The 855-nt window shown below is 84.0% G+C and carries 1 pseudogene; it reads right to left on the reverse strand.

The features are described from left to right. Positions 1–829 (reverse strand): annotated as a pseudogene (locus RKE29_RS30200) (SMC family ATPase); the annotation flags it as partial. Positions 830–855: the final 26 nt, after the last annotated feature.

Raw genomic sequence — 855 nt, forward strand, 5'->3', positions numbered from 1 at the left:
CGTGCGTGCCGGCGGCCGCGTCGCGGGCCTCGGCGTGGGCGGCCTGCGCGGCCTGAAGGGCCCGGGCCAGCTCCGGGACGGCTCCGCCGTCGGCGGCGGCCTCGGCGGCCGCCAGCTGCTCGCGCAGGTCCTGCGACCGCCGCCCGGCCTCATCACGCGCGGCCTCGGCGCGCCGGACGGCCGCGAGCGCGGCGTCCTCGGCGGCCCGGTCGACGTGTCCGGCGGCGGGACGGGCCGGTGCCGGGTGCTCGGTCGCGCCGCACACCGCGCACGGCCGGCCGTCGCGCAGCCGGGCCGCCAGCTCGGCCGCGATGCCGGCCAGGTGCCGTTCCCGCAGCTCCAGCCAGGTCTCGTGCGCCGCCACGGCCTCCTGGCGCGCGTCCAGCAGGCGCTCGGCGGCCTGCGCCGCCTCGGCCGCGAGTCCGTCGCGCCGCTGGGCGGCCGCCAGCCGCCGCCCGGCGAGCCCGGCCTCGGCGGCGAGCCGTTCGGCGCGGGCCGCCGCCTCCAGCGCGGCGTCGATCCGCCGCTGGTGCTCCTGGCGGGCCGCCTCCCAGCCGCCGAGCCACTCGGCGGCCTCCTCGGCCGCCTCCTCGTCGGCGCGCGCCTGCCGGTCCAGGGATTCCAGCTCGGCGCGCAGGGTGACGGCGGTGCGCTCGGCGCGGCGTGCTGTGTCGAGCCCGCCGAGGGCCTGCCGCAGGCGCCGCTCCAGCGCGGCCAGCCGGTCGGGGCTCGCCCCGGCCGGCCCCGGCCCGTCGTCGTCGGCGTCCGCGGCCTCCCCGGGTTTCCCGGGCCCGCCGTCCGCGGCCGCGCCCGGCACTCCGCCGGGCACGGGCCCCGCGGCGCCCGCCGCCCTGC

It is taken from the genome of Streptomyces sp. B1866 (genome assembly GCF_031932565.1).
Lineage (GTDB): Bacteria > Actinomycetota > Actinomycetes > Streptomycetales > Streptomycetaceae > Streptomyces.